The sequence below is a fragment of the Streptomyces malachitofuscus genome (assembly GCF_055571035.1).
This window is the reverse complement of record NZ_JBVIGA010000045.1, coordinates 1-14,024: the sequence shown is the minus strand read 5'-3', so window position 1 is coordinate 14,024 and position 14,024 is coordinate 1. Positions and strand designations below refer to the sequence as shown.

The window sequence follows — 14,024 nt, the reverse complement described above, 5'->3', positions numbered from 1 at the left end:
CGAGCAGGGCTTATCGACAAATCCACCCGGGATGGTTCGGTACGCATCCGCCGATAAGCCTCAGTTCGGCCGGTGGTGGCGCCGAGTCGCCGTCCGCTGACGTCATGTCACGGCGGCGGGCTCCGGCGGTCGTTGTGACGCTGTGTCATCCGTCTGCGGCGAACTGTCGGGCGGCGTCTCCCAGTTGGGTTCAGGGCGTTCCGCCGCGGCGGCCGTCTGGTCCGGTCGCTGGGCGCGGCGGAAGGCGGTCGTGCCGCGGGCCAGGTCGTGGCCGATCGCCACCGCGTCGATGTCCGCCGACATCCAGCCGGGCTGCCCCTCCCGGGTCTCCGTGCGCACCTTCAGCCGGCCCTGGACGACGACCGGGTCGCCCACCGACAGGGATGCCGCGGCGTTGGTGGCGAGCTGCCGGTTGGCCCACACCGTGAAGAAGTTGGTGTGCCCGTCCGCCCAGGTGTTCTTCTCCCGGTCCCGGTACCGGGCGGTGACCGCGACCCGGAACCTCGCCGCGGGGCCGGTGGCGGTCTCCCGGTACACCGGCCGGGTGGCCACGTTCCCCACCACGCACACCATCGTCTCGTTCATTGCTTTCCCTCCCTCGCCCGGGCCCGCCGGCGTCCGCGCCGGCGCCGGGCGGACACGCGTACGGGACCGTCCCGTACGGCTTCCGTCTGGCGCGGCGACCTCAGGCCGTCCCGCGATCGCCGTGGAGCCAGACTCCCGCCGCCGGACCGGACCCGCCGAGCGCTGTGGACCTTCCCCGGCCTGTGGAGAACTCCGCCACCCGAACGAGGGATCGGCCACCCGCATCGGGGTTCCGCCATCCGGGAGAGGGCTACGGGCCGGGTCAGCTGCCTCCGGTCCCCACCCCGACCACCCGCCCGTACTGCTCCCGTACCTCGCGGTAGCGCAGCAACTCCGCCGCCACCGGATCCAGCACGCGGGCCCGCCCGCACCCGGAGGCGGCTTCCCGCAACCGTCTCTCCGCCTCCAGGCCGTACCGCCGGGCCGGCCCCCGGGCGGCCATGCGGCAGCTCCACTCGACGAGCGGCCCGCCCACGATGCCGATCACCATCAGCAGCACCGGCACCCCGAGGTTCGGCGCCGTGATACCGATGATCTGCCCCAGCAGCCAGAGGCCGCCCATGAACTGAAGGACGGTCATCGAGACCTGGGCGAGCACGGCCACCGGCCACCAGGCGGGCCGCGGCGGTCTCCCCGGGGGCAGCCCCGCGCGGACGGCCAGTTCGTCCAGGGCCTCCGGCAGCCCCTGCGAACCGCGTACGGCGGCTTCCCGCACGGCCCGCGCCCACGGCGCCGGCAGTCCGGCCGACGCCCGGTCGGCCACCGTGCGCACCGCCTGCTCCACGCGCTGCCGCGCGGTGGCCTCCTCGTCGGGCTGCCCGCGCAGGGCGACCCTGCCGGTGTTCGGTTCGCTCCGCTCCTGGCACCACCGCCACAGCCGCAGCCAGGGCGTGCCGCACGCGCGGTTGGCGTTGCGCAGCCACGCGCGCTCGGCCGCCTCGCCTGCCGCCGTGGCGCCCACCGCGTCCGCGAGCCGGTCGGAGAACTCCTCGCGCGCCTCCTCGCTCAGTCCGGTGCGGCGGCGGGTGGCGTACACGGGCCACAGCCGGGCCGCCGCGATGTCCAGGTCCGCGGAGATCCGGCGGGCCGGGGCACCGCGTTCGGAGACGAACCGGCCGAGCGCCTCCCGCAGTTCGCCGACTCCGTCACCGGTGAGCGCGGACAGGGCCAGCACGGCCGTGCCGGGTTCGCCGTACTCGCCGAGGACGATGCCGTCCTCGTCGAGCAGCCGCCGCAGGTCGTCCAGGACCTGTTCGGCGGCCTCCCCGGGCAGCCGGTCGGTCTGGTTGAGCACGACGAACATGACCTCCGCGTGGGCCGCCATGGGCCGCAGATAGCGCTCGTGCAGCATGGCGTCGGCGTACTTCTCGGGGTCGACGACCCAGATGACGGCGTCGACCAGCCCCAGTACGCGGTCCACCTGCTCGCGGTGCTGCACGGCCGCCGAGTCGTGGTCGGGCAGGTCGACCAGGACGAGCCCGCGCAGCCGGTCGTCCGCGTCCGCCGTCGCCTGGAGGGGACGCCGCCTGAGCCGGGGCGGGATGCCGAGGCGTTCGATGAGGCTCGCGGCGCCGTCGCTCCAGCTGCACGCGATGGGCGCGGCGGTGGTCGGCCGCCGTACGCCGGTCTCGGAGATGGGCACGCCGGCCAGTGCGTTGAACAGCTGGGACTTGCCACTGCCGGTGGCGCCCGCGATGGCGACGACGGTGTGCTGTCCGGACAGGGCGCGTCGCGCGGCGGCCTCGTCGAGGACCCGGCCCGCCTGGGCGAGGGTGCGGTTGTCGAGCCGGGTGCGGGACAGGCCCACCAGTTCGCGCAGCGCGTCGAGCCGCGACCCCAGCTGCGGGCCGTACGTCAGGGGCGTCACCTTCTGCGGTACGGACGAGCGGGGTTCCGTCACCCGGTGCTGCTCCTCCCCCGCGCTCCCGTTGACCCGCCGCGCGATGAGCCCGTCGTCCCAGGGGCCTTGGGCATCCGCGCGGGGAGCGCCCTCGGCGTCACGACCGGAGCGTTCGTGGTGCTCGGGGTGCTCCGGGTGCTGCGGTTGCTCCGGGTGCTCGGTGTGGTCCTGGTCAGTGACGGCGGTCACCGGTCACCTCTCCTTCTGCAGTACGGACAACGCGGCGATGAGTTCGGGCTGGGGTTCCGCGTGCACCTCGAGCGCGTCGAGCGGGGCGAGCCGGCGTTCGCGCTCGGCGTGCATGACCCGGTCCACGTGGTCGACGAGCAGCCGTCCGCCGCGGTCCCTCAGGCGCAGCGCGCCGTGCGCACCGATCCGCTCGGCGAGTCCCTCCCCGGCGGTCCGGGCGCGGCGGCCGCCCAGGAGCACCGTGGCCACCAGCGCGGCGACCATCTCGGGGTCGGGCGCCAGGCCGCGGTCCAGCTCGCGCACCTCGTCCTCGGCGTACTCCTCGAGTTCGCGCCGCCAGCGCCGTACGGCCAGCCCGATACGGTGTTCGGCGCTCTCCGGGGCGGCGGCGCGGGCGGTGAGCTCGGGGGCGTCCGCCGCGGGTTCGCGCCGCCAGGCGTCCTCGACGCGCTCGTCGGCGGCGGCCACGGCGCACAGCAGTAGCGCGCTGAGGCTCTCCACCAGCGTGTCGAGGAGTTCGCCCGGGGTGCAGTCGAGGGGGAAGGCGTGCCACCGCTTGAGGGCGTCCCCGGCGAGCACGGCCCCGGCCTGGAGCCGGCCCCGTACGCGCGAGTGCTCGCTGTCGTACGCGCCCTCGATCGCCGCGGTGAGCCGCAGCGCGGCGGCGTACTGGGCGGCGGCGGCCCCGGCGAGTTCGGGGAGGCGGGCGTTGAGGGAGTCGAGGACGCCGTACGCGGTGCGGGCCATGACGTGCTGGCGCGCGGCGGGGTCCAGCGTCTGGTGGACGAGCCAGGTCCGCAGCGCCGCCACGGCGGTGGCGGGCAGCAGGCCGCCGCCCCAGGCCGACTCGGGCAGCTCGGGCACGGTGAAGCGGGGCACGTGGCCGAGTCCGGCCTTGGTGAGGAGGGCGCCGTACTGCCGGGACACCTCGGAGACGACCTGGTGGGGCACCCGGTCCAGGACGGTGACCAGGCTGACGTCGTACTCCTTGGCGGTGCGCAGCATGTGCCAGGGGACGGCGTCGGCGTAGCGGGCGGCGGTGGTGACCATGACCCAGATGTCGGCGGCGCTGATGAGTTCGGCGGCGAGGACCCGGTTGTCGGACACCAGGGAGTCGATGTCGGGCGCGTCCAGGAGGGCGAGGCCGGGCGGCAGGGTGTCGGCGCTCTCGACGCGGAGCACCCGGGCGGGGTTCTCGCCGGGGAGGAGCAGGTCGTCCGCCGGGTCCTGGTGGTGGGGCACCCACACGCGCGTGAGGTCGGGCAGCACCCGCATCCCGCTGAACCAGTGGTGGTCCTCCGGATGGCAGACGAGCACCGGCGTCCGTGTCGTCGGCCGCAGCACGCCCGCCTCGCTGACGCGCCTGCCGACCAGGGAGTTCACCAGGGTGGACTTCCCGGCCCCGGTGGAGCCTCCCACGACGGCCAGCAGGGGCGCTTCGGGATCTCTCAGCCGGGGCACCAGATAGTCGTCGAGCTGTGCGAGCAGCTCGTCGCGGTTGGCACGCGCGCGTGCGGCCCCCGCCAGGGGCAGCGGGAAGCGTGCGGCGGCGACACGGTCGCGCAGGGCGGAGAGTGCGTCGAGCAGCTGAGGCCGTACGTCCAAGGTCACCACATGCGAAGAATGCCCAATTTTAGGGGAATTCTGAAGCATATGAGCATGTCTGCGTGCCGACAGGACACAACGGATGGAAGGGACGACTGAGGCGCAGGGGCGGTCCAGGCATAACGAGTGGACAACACCCGATGCGCCAGAGGCCAAAAGCAGTGCACGATTCGTACCTGCCTGCGATTATCAGGACCGCTTCACCGAACCTCCACATGGAGTCACGGAGGCGAGGCGGCAGGGACAAGGATGCGGGAGCCCTATCCTTGTCTCCGGCAACGTCAGGGACGCGCCCGACCAGGGCACCTTGACGCCAGGCCATCACACCGGCCCCCGTAGCTCAGTGGATAGAGCAGGCGCCTTCTAAGCGCTTGGCCGCAGGTTCGAGTCCTGCCGGGGGCGCCACTGGCCTCGCGTCAGATGGACCGCGTATTGCCTGGTCAGACCGTGTCTGACCGCCAATGCCTCCAGAATACGCCGGACCGTCGAGAAGCGCGGGCATCCGGCTGACACCGGCGGAAACCGAGTTTCCACGGGTGTCCGTCCCCCATACATCCCGCCGCCTCCACCACCTGGACGCACCACAGGGACGTCTGCCGAGCCACGCCGAAGGGCGGTGCGGAACCCCGTCCACGGGGTCCCGCACCGCCCTTCTCACATCCGGCTCACCCGGTCCTGCCGACGCACGGGCACGCTGTTCAGACCGTCGTGACCACCTGGTCGTAGGTGAGGCGGGGGGAGCGGTCGAACCAGGCGTTCTCGCCCGGCTTGCCCATGTTGACCACGGCGAGGACCGAGTGCTCGCCGTCGGCGAAGAACTCCTTGTTGAGGCCGTCGGCGTCGAAGCCGGTCATGGGGCCGGCGGCCAGACCCGCGGCGCGGACGCCGAGAATGAAATAGCCCACCTGCAGGGCGGCGTTGAATTGCGCGGACTGCTCTCGCACGGCACGGTCCGAGAACATGAGGTCCTTGGCCTGGGGGAAATGCGGCAACTGCTCCGGGAGCTCCTCGTGGAACTCGTTGTCCGCGGCGAGGATCGCGACCAGCGGGGCCGCCTCGGCCTTCTTGTTGTTGCCTTCCGCGAGGTGCTGGACCAGGCGCTTGCGGCCTTCCTGCGAACGGACCAGGACAACGCGGAGCGGCTGCTGGTTCATCGAGGTGGGGGCGTACTTGATCAGGTCGTAGATGGCTCGGACCTGCTCGTCGGTCACCGGCTCGTCGGTGAACGTGTTGGCCGTGCGGGCCTCGCGGAAGAGGAGGTCCTGCGCCGCGGCGTCGAGAGCGAGAGTCATAAGGGAATTCCTTGGTGAATTGTTGGAGGGAATGAGAGGGAAGCCGTTCGGAACAATGCCCCGACGGCCTTTTCTGCATGATCGGCAGATTATCCGAGAAATATTCTCTCCTCTACCGAACGAGGTTTTACCGCACCGGTCATGGCTGTTTTCGGCCCGTTCCGGCGGGACGGAGAACGGCGTCCCGTTCCCGTTCCGTGCCGGCTCCGTGCCTGTTCCGCCCCGCGTCGGCCGGTCAGCCGGTGGTCCGGGGGACACCGAGTCCGAAGAACGCGCGGTAGGAGTCCATCTGGCCGGTGAGCATGTGCAGCCCGTGGTGCACCCGGTGGCCCCGTGCCGCCGCCTCCTTCAGGAGGGGGGTCTCCTTCGGCTGCATGATGATGTCCGCCACGACGCCGCCCGGCGGCAGGGCGGCGGGCGCGAACGGCAGCGGGTCCTCGGCGCGCAGGCCCAGCGGGGTGGCGTTGACGGCGATATCGGTCTCGTGCAGCGGAAGTTCGGTCACCGCGGCGACCCGCCCCGGCCAGTGCCGGGCCAGCCGGTCGACGAGCTCGGCCAGCCGGGAGGTGTCGGGGTCGCACACCGACAGGTGCGCCGCGCCCGCGGTGAGCAGTGCCGCCGCGATGGCGCTGCCCGCACCTCCCGCGCCGGCCATCGACACCCGCCTGCCCCGCGGTTCGTGGCCGGCCCCGGCCAGGCCCGCCACGAACCCCGAGCCGTCGAAGTTCTCGGCGAGCCAGGTCCCGTCGGGCTCGCGCCGCAGGGCGTTCGCGCTTCCGGCGATCTCCACCGCGCGGCTGCGGCGGTCGGCCAGAGCGGCGACGGCCGCCTTGTGCGGCACGGTGGCGAACAGGCCGTCGAGGTTGCCCACCCCTTGCAGGCCGCGGACCACGGACGCGAGGTCCGCGGCCTGCACGTGCACGGGCACCAGCACCGCGTCGATGCCCAGCTCCGCGAAGACCGGGTTGAGCAGCCCGGGAGACCGGACCTGTGCGACCGGGTCGCCCAGGACGGCGTACAGACGGGTGTTCCCGCTGATGGGCGCCGGGGGCAGGGTGGCTTCTGTCGTCATCGGTTTCGGCTTCCTCGGCTGGACTGCGACGGGCGACGGGTACGGGCCTCACCCGCTGCGGACGGTTCGGCCGGTGCCGGGTCAGATCTTCTTGGCCACGTAGAGGCGGTAGCTGTCGACCGGCGGCATGAACTGCGACGGCAGTACGCCCATCCGCTTCAGCAGCTTGGTGGAGCCGCTGTCGGTGTAGCCGGCGAAGGAGCCGCCCACGGCCTCCGGGCCGACCCGCTTGGCCATGTGCCGCTGGATCACGCCGACCCGCTGCTCGCGCAGCGCCTTGTGGAAGGAGCCCCCGGGGGAGAGCCGTCCGTGGATCGCGGCCCGCACCTGGGCCGAGATGTCGCGGTCGAGCACCCACTCCAGACCGAGCTCCTTGTCCTGGAGCTCCTTCAGGAAGGCGTGACGCCGGGTGGTGTAGAGGTCGACGTGCGTGAAGTAGCCGCCCGGCTTGAGCACCCTGGACACCTCCTCCAGGAACTTCTCCAGGCTCGGGTAGTTGTGGGCGCTCTCGATGTTCACGAGGACGTCCACCTCGCCGTCCTCGAACGGCAGGTTCTCCGCGTCGCCCTGGACGTAGCTCAGTCCGGCGCGGCCGAGGGAGGCGTTGGCGCGCTTGACGGCCTCGTCCGACAGGTCGAGGCCGACCATGCGCTCGGCGTCGACGATGCGGGAGAGGAAGTTCAGGCCCTCGCCCAGTCCGCAGCCGACCTCCAGGACGAACTTGTCGGCGTAGTCGTCGAGGTCGAACGGCACCTCCCGCAGCGCGGCGAAGTACAGCTCCTCGGAGTAGCCGTCGGTGTCGTAGTCGAGGAAGCCGGGTATGCGGGCGGTGATCTCCTTGGCGTTCTGCTCGTCGTGGTAGCCCCAGTTCCACAGGATGCCCTTCTTGGACATCCGGGCCTGGAGGTCGTAGCTGGTGGAGATGTTCTTCTTGTGCATGCCCTCCTTGGCACTCTGACCCGTCTGGTCGTCGGTCAGATTGATCTCGTTCACGCTGGTGAACAGGCCGTACATGTCTTCGCGGGCACCCATGGGCATGGTCCTATCTAGTGGTGCTGCAGGGGGTTTCTGGGGGGACGTGGTTTTCCGGGGGCTTGGAGACGGCGCGGGTCAGCCGGCGTCGGCCGGGACCGGTGTCCCCAGCCGGCGGGCGAGTCCGTCGACGAGGTCGCGCAGGTCCTCGGGCCCGTGGGCCGCGCCGAAGACGGTGAAGTCGGGGCGCACCAGCACCGCCGTCGCCCCGCATGCGGCGAGATACGGCAGGTAGCGGTCCTCGGTGTCGGCCACGGCGCCGGGACCGGCTCCGGCCGGGTCCGTGCCGGCGGGCAGGATGTGGGCGAAGCGGGTGCCGATGCCGTCGAGGAAGGCCCGCCGCCGGGCGTCCAGCGACGTCGCGGGGTCCTCGGCGGCGAGCAGGACGAAGCCCAGGCCGACGATCTCGTCGAACAGGCCCTCCCCCTCGGCGCCGGCCACCCGGGCCTGCGGGAAGAGGGTGCCGGCGGGGGCCGCCGGCGTGCCGTCCCCGGTGCGGCGGAGCAGTCCGTCGTCGAGGGGGATCGCGGTCGACATCGGCAGGGCCGCGGCGCCCTCGCGGTCGCGGGCGGCGAGCATGATCGCGTCCCGGTCGGCGGCGGCCGCGGGGTCGGTCACGCAGATGACCTTGCCCAGTTTCACGGACGTGGTGACGGCGTTCCGGACGTGGGCCCGGCGCTCGACGGTGTAGGTGTCGAGCAGGGACGCGTCGGCGCGGGAGCGCAGGACCAGGTCCAGCTTCCACGACAGGTTGGCCACGTCACGGAAGCCCGAGCACATGCCCTGCCCGGCGAAGGGCGGCATGAGGTGTGCGGCGTCGCCCGCGATCAGCAGCCGGCCCTTGCGCCACTCCTCCGCCCAGCGGGCCTGGAAGGTGTACACGGCGTGCCGGTCGAGCGTCGCGTTGTCCGGCCGCACGTCGAACATCTCCAGCATGCGCCAGTGCGTTTCCTCGCGCCGCAGTTCCTCGATGTTCTCGCCGGGCAGCCTCATGAACTCGAAGCGGCGGTGCCCGGGGCCCGCCGACACGGCGGTCCGCGGCCGCCGGGGGTCGCAGATCTGGAGGTTGTTGGGGCGGAAGTCGCGCGGCTCGTTCAGTACGACGTCGCAGATCAGCCAGTCGTAGAAGAAGCCGAGGTCGGTGAGGGGGCTCTCCATGGACTCCCGGACGAAGCTGTTGGCTCCGTCGCATCCGACGACGTACCGCGCGGTGAAGGTGTGCTCCTCCTCGTCGGCGTCCTCGGAGATCACCTCGACCAGGTCGCCGCGGTCGTCGAGTTCGACGACCTCCTGGCCGCGCACGACACGCAGGTGGGGGAAGTCGGTGCCCCGTTCGATGAGGGCGGCCTCCAGGCCCGGCTGGTACATGGCCGTCGCCTGCGGCCAGCCGCAGTGGCCGTCCACGGCGCTCTCCAACTGCAGCAGGGTCTCGCCTTCGGCGTTGCGCCAGGCGTAGTCGCGGGAGTTCTCCCCGAACGTGTCGAGGAAGGCCCCGATGCCGACGGCCGCCAGGTTGCGGGCGGCCTCGTCGTCGAAACCGACCGCCCGCGGCATGGGGTACGGCTGGGCGTAGCGTTCCACGACGGTGACCCGCCAGCCGCGCCGGGCCAGCAGGATCGCCAGTAACTGCCCGACGGGACCGTAGCCGACGACGGCCACGTCCGTGTCGGTCTCCGGGCCGGCGCCGGCCGTCAGTGTCTCCACTGTCATGTCCGTTCTCCGTCCGGTCCCGTCTCAGCCGTTGCCCGTGCCGGCGAGGATGTCCTTCACCGTGCCCTCGAACTCGGCCTTGTCGATGAGCGTGCGGACCGACTCGTGGCCGTTCTCGACCGTCAGCAGCCGCCGGCCGGTGAGGACGAGCTGTCCGCGGTCGGTGGCACGGCCGCGCAGGGCGGTCCCGGCGAAGAGGGAGTTCTTGACGATCTCCTCGGAGGCGGTGTCCTGCGGGCTGTCCCAGTCGGAGACCGACCGGGGCGTGAGCTCGAAGCGGTACACCGACCGCCAGTCGCCGGCCGCGGCCTTCCGTTCCAGCACGTGGTGGCTGCCGTCCGGCGTGAGCCGGTAGGAGCAGCCGTACTGGTGCTGCACCTCCTCGGTCATCCGCAGCGGCTCCAGGTACGAGGGCCCGGCGAAACCCACGTCCACCAGCCAGGTCTCCCCGTCCAGCCGCACGCAGTTGAAGGTGTGCTCGAAGTCGGGTCCGAACTGCCCGTCGGGCCAGCGCTGGGACGCGGCCAGGATCGACACGTCGTAACCGAGTTCGGTCAGCAGCCTGCGGAACAGCCCGCTCAGGTCGTGGCACACGCCGCCCGCGCCCTCGACGACGATCGCGCGGAACGTGGCGTCGACGTCGATGTCGACGACGTTGCGGAAGCCGGTGAAGCTCTTGATGAAGTGGCTGCTGTCGTAGGCCAGCGACATCAGGTGCCTCTTGTGCAGGAGGCGGAGCGTCTCGGCGTCGGGCGCGGGCGCCTCCTGGAGTCCCAGCCGGCGCAAGTAGGTCTCGACCTCGAACATCTGCTTACTTTCCCTTCTCGGTGTGGTCCCACTTGGCCAGCAGTTCACGCAGGTGCGTCACGGCCCGCTCACGCGAGGTGTCGTCGTGCAGCGCCGGGGCCAGCGCCGATTCCAGCCTGCCGATCTCGTCGGCGACGGTCTCCGGCGTGACGGCGAGTTCGGGTTCGAGCGCCTCCAGCATCAGCTCGGCGATCATGCCCGCGGTGGGGGCGTCGAAGATGAGGCCCTGGGGCAGGTCGAGTCCGGAGATCCGATGGAGCCGGTTGCGCAGTTCGAGGCCGGTCAGGGAGTCGAAACCGATGTCGAGGAAGGCGACGCCGTCCTCGATCACGGCCGGTCCGGTGGAGTGCCCGAGGATCTGTCCGGCCTCCTTCAGCACGAGATCGGTCAGCGCGGTCATCCGCTCCTGCGGGGGCAGGGGCAGCAGCAACGTCCGCAGTGCCCCGTCCCCGTCGCCCGCCTGCGCGTCGTCGACGGTGCCGGTGGTCCGGGCGGGGGCGGCCTCGGGCAGTTCCCGCAGCAGCGGGCGCTGCCGGGCGGCGGTGTAGGCCGGTACGAACCGCGACCAGTCGATGCCCGCGACGACGAGGTGTCCCTCGTCCCGCGCCATCGCCTGTTCCAGTGCCCGTACGGCGAGTTCGGGTCGCATCAGCTCGACGCCGACCTCGGCGAACTCTGCGGCGACGGCGTCGTCGACCATGCCGCCGCCGGCCCAGGCGCCCCAGGCCACCGCGGTCGCCGCCCGGCCCTGGGCGCGCCTGCGGCGGGCGAGGCCCTCCACGTGGGCGTTGGCGGCGGCGTAGCCGCTCTGTCCGGCGCCGCCCCAGACGGCGGCTCCGGAGGAGAACACCACGAAGGCGTCCAGCGGGTGCTCCGCGAACAGTTCGTCGAGGTGCACGGCGCCGGCGATCTTCGCCCGGCCCACTTCGGCGAACTCCGCGACGGTGCTGTCCGGCAGTCGCCGCGGCTCCTGTGCGGTGCCGGCCGCGTGGAAGACGGCGGAGACGGGCAGATCGGACGGGACCGCGTCGATCACCTCGGCGAGCGCGGCTCGGTCGGTGACGTCGCAGGCCGCGACGGTGACCCGGGCGCCCAGGGCGGTCAGTTCGGCCTCCAGCGCGTCCGCTCCGTCCGCCGCCCTGCCGCGGCGGCTGAGCAGCAGCAGGTGCTCGGCGCCCCGTCCCGCGGCCCAGCGCGCCACGTGTGCGCCGATGCCGCCGGTACCGCCGGTGACGAGCACCGTGCCGCACGGCGTCCAGCCGTCGGCGGAGGCGGCCGCGCCCTCGCCGGACTCGGTCGGGGCCGGGGCGGGGGCCGGGGCCGGGGCCGGAGTCGGGGCCGTCGTGGCGGACGCGGTCGGGGCCGGAGTGGTCGTGCCGCCGGTTTCGGCCTCGCCGGCACCGGCACCGGTGGCATCGGCGGTCCCGGCGTCGGCGGAGGCGCGCCGGGAGGCGGTCTCGGTGAAGGGCGCGGCGCGGACCATCCGGCGGGCGTACGCGCCCGCCGGACGGATCGCCACCTGATCCTCGCCGTGCTCCCCGCAGAGCACGGCGACCAGCCGGGCCAGGGCCGTCGTGTCCGGCTCGGCCGTCACGTCGACGAGTCCGCCCCAGGACCTGGGGTGGTCGAGGGCCAGTACGGTGCCGAGCCCCCAGATCATGGGCTGGTCGGCGCTCCGTACCTCCCCGTCCTCCCGGACGGCGACGGCTCCGGAGGTCAGGCACCACAGCGGGGCGGTGACGCCGAGGTCGTCGAGTGCCTGCACGAGGGTGACGGTGGCCGCCGTGCCGCGCGACAGCGTCGGGTGTTCGGTGTCCGGCCGCTCGTCCAGCGCCAGCAGGGACGCCACACCGGCCAGGGCCGCTGCCGCCGGGTCGAGGCCCGCCCGCAAGAGTCCGGCGCGAAGGAGTTCGGCCAGGCCCTTGCGGTCCTCGCCGTCCACGTCCACCCGTACGACGCGGCCGCCGTGCGCGGTGAGCGCGGCGTCCAGTGCCTCCGCCGGCACGCCGGTGTGCTCGGCGGGCGCCAGCACCAGCCACGTGCCCTCGGCGCCGGTCGCGCCGGGCACCAGCCGGTCCGTCACCGGCTGCCATTCGATCCGGTACTGCCAGCCGTCCAGCACGGCCTGGTCCCTGTGTCGTCGGCGCCACGAGGACAGGGCGGGCAGCACACCGTCCAGTGCCGTGACGTCGACCTGGAGGGAGCGGGCCAGCGAGTCGGCGTCGCCGCTGTCCACGATGTCCCAGAACGCCCTGTCGGCCGGGTCGGAAGCGGTCGCCGTCTCAGCAGCGACCGGGGCGTCGCCCTCGATCCAGTAGCGCTGGTGTTGGAAGGCGTAGGTGGGCAGAGCGGTGCGGTGGGCACCGGTCCCGGAGAACACCTGCTCCCAGTCGACCGTGACACCGCGTGTGTGCAGGTGCCCCAGCATGCCCATCAGCGCCCGGTCCTCCGGCACGTCACGACGCAAGGACGGCACACAGTCCTCCGCGATCATCCCGGACAGGACACCATCAGGGCCCAGTTCGAGGAACGTACCGACCTTGTGCTCGCGGAGGGTCTGCACACCGTCGTGGAAACGGACCGTGCCACGCACGTGCTCGACCCAGTACTCCGGATCGCACAACCGCTCCGGCTCCGCGACCGCACCCGTCAGGTTCGACACCACGGCGATCGTGGGGGTGTTGAAGGTGAGGCCGGAGACGATCTGCCGGAAGTCGTCCAGCATCGGGTCCATCAACGAGGAGTGGAAAGCGTGCGAGACCCGCAGACGTCGTACCCGACGCCCCTCCAAACGGCCCACGACCTCCTCGACAGCCGCCTCGGCGCCGGAGAGGACCACGGACGTCGCGCCGTTCACCGCCGCGATGCCCGCGCCCCCGACCAGCAGCGGCGCCACCTCGTCCTCCGACGCCTCGACCGCCACCATCACCCCGCCCGACGGCAACGCCTGCATCAGACGACCCCGCGCCACCACCAGAGCAGCCGCATCCTCCAACGACCACACACCCGCCACGAACGCGGCCGCCACCTCACCGATCGAATGACCGGCCACCACATCCGCGCGCACACCCCACGACTCCACCAACCGGAACAACGCCACCTCAACAGCGAACAAAGCCGGCTGCGCATAACGCGTCTCGTCGAGCAGCGCCGCGTCGTCGCCGAAGACCAGGTCCTTCAGCGAACGGCCCAGGGGCCGGTCCACGGCCGCGCACACCTCGTCGAAAGCCTCCGCGAACACCGGGAACGCCGCATACAGCTCACGCCCCATCCCGACCCGCTGCGCACCCTGACCCGTGAACAGCACGGCGAGATCACCCGCGACCACCGGCTGCGGGTCGACGGACGCGAGGCGTTCGCGCGCCTCCTCCACCGAACCCGCCACGACCACCGCACGACGCTCCAAGTGCGCACGCGCCGTCGCCAACGAGAACGCCACATCCGCCAGACCCAGCTCGCCATGCCCTTCCAGATGTCCGGCGAGCCGCTCCGCCTGAGCGTGCACGGCTTCCGACGTCCGCCCCGACAGCAGCAGGGGGACGGGCCCGTTCGCGGCCGTCGGCTCCGGGGCGGCCTCCTCCTCGGCGGCCTCCAGAATCACATGCGCGTTCGTGCCGCTCAGTCCGAAGGAGGAGACGGCCGCCCGGCGCGGACGGCCGGGGAGCTGCGGCCAGTCACGGGCCTCGGTCAACAGCTCCACCGCACCCGCCGACCAGTCCACCTTCGGCGACGGCTCATCCACGTGCAGCGTCTTCGGCAGCACCCCGTGCCGCATCGCCTGCACCATCTTGATCACACCCGCCACACCCGCGGCGGCCTGCGCATGACCGAT

Annotated in this window: 9 protein-coding genes and 1 tRNA gene; 1 reads left to right on the top strand and 9 read right to left on the bottom strand. The window is 72.3% G+C overall.

Features of this window, described 5'->3' with window-relative positions; translation table 11 throughout:
- Positions 1 to 102: 102 nt before the first annotated feature.
- The 3 genes from ACZ44S_RS37500 to ACZ44S_RS37490 all read right to left on the bottom strand — a co-directional run bounded on the left by ACZ44S_RS37500 (position 103) and on the right by ACZ44S_RS37490 (position 4,288).
- The gene (locus tag ACZ44S_RS37500) at positions 103 to 585 is read right to left on the bottom strand and encodes a single-stranded DNA-binding protein (protein WP_466937655.1); all 483 of its coding nucleotides are present in this window, start codon (positions 583 to 585) and stop codon (positions 103 to 105) included.
- A gap of 262 nt (positions 586 to 847) precedes the next feature.
- Positions 848 to 2,674: a YfjP family GTPase gene (locus ACZ44S_RS37495; protein ID WP_466937653.1), complete on the bottom strand. Its 1,827-nt coding sequence runs from the start codon at positions 2,672 to 2,674 to the stop codon at positions 848 to 850.
- 3 nt (positions 2,675 to 2,677) lie between these two features.
- A complete protein-coding gene (locus ACZ44S_RS37490; RefSeq protein ID WP_466937652.1) occupies positions 2,678 to 4,288 on the bottom strand; it encodes a dynamin family protein in 1,611 nt (536 codons plus the stop codon).
- 320 nt (positions 4,289 to 4,608) lie between these two features.
- Between ACZ44S_RS37490 and ACZ44S_RS37485 the strand changes: the two genes are divergently transcribed.
- A tRNA-Arg gene (locus tag ACZ44S_RS37485) sits at positions 4,609 to 4,684 on the top strand.
- 293 nt (positions 4,685 to 4,977) lie between these two features.
- Here the strand turns inward: ACZ44S_RS37485 and ACZ44S_RS37480 are convergent.
- The 6 genes from ACZ44S_RS37480 to ACZ44S_RS37455 form a co-directional block, all read right to left on the bottom strand.
- Positions 4,978 to 5,571: a malonic semialdehyde reductase gene (locus tag ACZ44S_RS37480; protein WP_466937649.1), complete on the bottom strand. Its 594-nt coding sequence runs from the start codon at positions 5,569 to 5,571 to the stop codon at positions 4,978 to 4,980.
- Between the two features lie 235 nt (positions 5,572 to 5,806).
- Positions 5,807 to 6,643 (bottom strand): shikimate dehydrogenase family protein, encoded by an 837-nt coding sequence (locus ACZ44S_RS37475; protein ID WP_466937647.1) that lies wholly within the window; start codon positions 6,641 to 6,643, stop codon positions 5,807 to 5,809.
- A gap of 81 nt (positions 6,644 to 6,724) precedes the next feature.
- Positions 6,725 to 7,675 carry a class I SAM-dependent methyltransferase gene (locus tag ACZ44S_RS37470; protein ID WP_466937645.1) on the bottom strand — a complete coding sequence of 317 codons (951 nt, stop codon included), beginning with the start codon at positions 7,673 to 7,675 and terminating at the stop codon, positions 6,725 to 6,727.
- A 78-nt stretch (positions 7,676 to 7,753) separates the two neighbouring features.
- Positions 7,754 to 9,385 carry a bifunctional 3-(3-hydroxy-phenyl)propionate/3-hydroxycinnamic acid hydroxylase MhpA gene (mhpA, locus tag ACZ44S_RS37465; RefSeq protein WP_466937643.1) on the bottom strand — a complete coding sequence of 544 codons (1,632 nt, stop codon included), beginning with the start codon at positions 9,383 to 9,385 and terminating at the stop codon, positions 7,754 to 7,756.
- A gap of 24 nt (positions 9,386 to 9,409) precedes the next feature.
- Entirely contained in the window at positions 9,410 to 10,192 is a 783-nt protein-coding gene (locus ACZ44S_RS37460; RefSeq protein WP_466937640.1) for an arylamine N-acetyltransferase family protein, read from the bottom strand.
- A 4-nt stretch (positions 10,193 to 10,196) separates the two neighbouring features.
- A partial coding sequence (locus tag ACZ44S_RS37455) for an SDR family NAD(P)-dependent oxidoreductase (protein WP_466937639.1) occupies positions 10,197 to 14,024 on the bottom strand: 3,828 nt, incomplete at its 5' end.

What these genes read in the sequence shown, in the direction of transcription:
- ACZ44S_RS37500 (WP_466937655.1), bottom strand. Translation starts at nt 585, where the DNA reads ATGAACGAGACGATGGTGTGCGTGGTGGGGAACGTGGCCACCCGGCCG.
- ACZ44S_RS37480 (WP_466937649.1), bottom strand. Translation starts at nt 5,571, where the DNA reads ATGACTCTCGCTCTCGACGCCGCGGCGCAGGACCTCCTCTTCCGCGAG.
- ACZ44S_RS37475 (WP_466937647.1), bottom strand. Translation starts at nt 6,643, where the DNA reads ATGACGACAGAAGCCACCCTGCCCCCGGCGCCCATCAGCGGGAACACC.
- ACZ44S_RS37470 (WP_466937645.1), bottom strand. Translation starts at nt 7,675, where the DNA reads ATGGGTGCCCGCGAAGACATGTACGGCCTGTTCACCAGCGTGAACGAG.
- mhpA (WP_466937643.1), bottom strand. Translation starts at nt 9,385, where the DNA reads ATGACAGTGGAGACACTGACGGCCGGCGCCGGCCCGGAGACCGACACG.
- ACZ44S_RS37460 (WP_466937640.1), bottom strand. Translation starts at nt 10,192, where the DNA reads ATGTTCGAGGTCGAGACCTACTTGCGCCGGCTGGGACTCCAGGAGGCG.